1 protein-coding gene is annotated in these 2,125 nt (G+C 79.2%); it reads left to right on the top strand.

What is annotated here, in order from left to right:
- Nucleotides 1-56: 56 nt before the first annotated feature.
- A partial coding sequence (locus ACFV4N_RS43125) for a type I polyketide synthase (RefSeq protein WP_499678485.1) occupies nucleotides 57-2,125 on the top strand: 2,069 nt, incomplete at its 3' end.

Raw genomic sequence — 2,125 nt, 5'->3', positions numbered from 1 at the left:
CCGGGGGCGTGGCGCTGCCCCGGGCGGCGCCGCTGGCCCTGCCCTAGCGCGGCGGCGTGGTGCTCCAGGTGGTCGTCGGCAACGCCGACGACGGCGGTCGCCGCACGCTGACCGTGCACTCGCGGCCGGACCACTCGTCGACCGGCGGGGAGGACGCGCCGTGGACCCGGCACGCCTCCGGCGTGCTGGCGGCGGGCGTGCCGGTCGCGGCGCCCGACCTGGACGAGTGGCCGCCCGCGGGCGCCGTCGAGGTGGACCTGGCGGGCCGCTACGAGTCCCTGGCCGACCAGGGCTACCGCTACGGCCCGGTGTTCCAGGGCCTGCGCGCGGCCTGGCGGCGCGGCGCGGACGAGGTGTTCGGCGAGGTCGTGCTGCCCGACGAGGCGGCGGTGGACGCGAGCCGGTTCGGCGTGCACCCGGCGCTGCTCGACGCGGCCCTGCACACCGCGATCCTGCTGGACGAGGGCGAGGACGGCGTGAGCGTGCCGTTCGCGTGGCGCGACGTGGCGCTGCACGCGTCCGGCGCGTCCGTGCTGCGGGTGCGGCTGACCCGCACCGGCGCCGACGACTACGCGTTCGCGCTGGCCGACGCGGTCGGCAGCCCGGTCGCCACGGTCGGCTCGCTGACCGTGCGGCCGATGCCGACCGGGCCGTCCGCCGCGACCGCGCGGCACGACTCGCTGTTCCAGCTCGACTGGACCCCGGTGCTCGGCGCGGCGGACACCCCGGCGCGGCTGGCGGTGATCGGCTCGGCGACCCGCTTCGCCGCCGAGGCCGCCTACCCCGACCTGGAGGCGCTGTCGGCCGCGACCGGCCCGCAGGGGCCCGACGCGGTGCTGCTGCCGGTGGAGTCGCCGGCGGGCGACCCGGTGACCGCGGGTCGCGAGGTGCTCGACCGGGTGCTCGCGGCGGTGCGGCACTGGGCGCTCGACGAGCGGTTGGGCCGGACGCGGCTGGTGGTCGTCACGACCGGCGCGGTCGCGGTGGACGACGACGACACCGTGCCGGGGCTGGCGCAGTCGCCGCTGTGGGGCCTGCTGCGCTCCGCGCAGGCGGAGCACCCGGGCCTGGTGACGATCGTGGACACCGACGGCGAGCCGGCCTCCGACCTGGCGCTGGCCGCGGCCCTGACCGCGGGCGAGCCGCAGCTCGCGGTGCGCCGGGGCCGGGTGTTCGTGCCGAGGCTGGTGCGGGCGGGCGGGTCCGCGGGCGGGCCCGCGTTCACCGACCGCGGCGCCGTCCTGGTGACCGGCGGCACGAGCGGCGTCGGCGCGGCCGTGGCGCGGCACCTGGTGACCGGGCACGGCGTGCGGCGGCTGCTGCTGACGAGCAGGCGCGGTCCGGCGGCGCCGGGCGTGCCGGAGCTGGTGGCCGAGCTGACGCTGCACGGCGCGCACGTGGACGTGGTGGCGTGCGACGTGGCCGACCGCGAGGCCGTGGCGGCGCTGCTCGACGGCGTCGAGCTGTCCGCCGTGGTGCACGCGGCGGGCGCGGTCGACGACGCGCTGCTGGTCAACCTCACCCGCGAGCAGGTGGACGCGGCGTGGCGGCCCAAGGCCGCGGCGGCGTGGCACCTGCACGAGCTGACCCGCGACGCCGACCTGACCGCGTTCGTGCTGTTCTCCTCGCTGGCCTCGGTGACGGGCGGCGCGGGGCAGTCGGCCTACGCCGCGGCCAACGGCTTCCTCGACGCCCTGGCCCGGCACCGCCGGTCGCTCGGGCTGCCGGGCACGTCGCTGGCCTGGGGCCTGTGGACCGGCGTGGGCAGCGCGATGACCGGTGACCTGGACGAGCGCGACCTCAAGCGCATGGCCGACTCCGGCGTGCTGCCGCTGGGCCCGGAGGACGGGCTGGCGCTGTTCGACGCGGCGGTGGCGGCGGACCGGGCGGACCTGGTGCCCGCGCGGTTGGACCTGGCCGCGGTGCGGTCGGCGGGCGAGGTCGTGCCGCCGGTGTTCCGCGCGCTGGTGCGCGGCGCCACCCGGCGGGCGGCCCAGGTGGCCGTGGCGCAGCCGGCCACGTCGCTGGCCGACCGCCTGGCGGCGCTGCCGGCGACCGAACGGCGCAAGCACCTGCTCGACGTGGTCCGCGGCCACGTGGCCGGGGTGCTCGGCCACGACGGGCC

It is taken from the genome of Actinosynnema sp. NPDC059797 (genome assembly GCF_042732085.1).
GTDB lineage: Bacteria > Actinomycetota > Actinomycetes > Mycobacteriales > Pseudonocardiaceae > Actinosynnema.
This window is presented reverse-complemented; position numbering and strand designations above follow the sequence as displayed.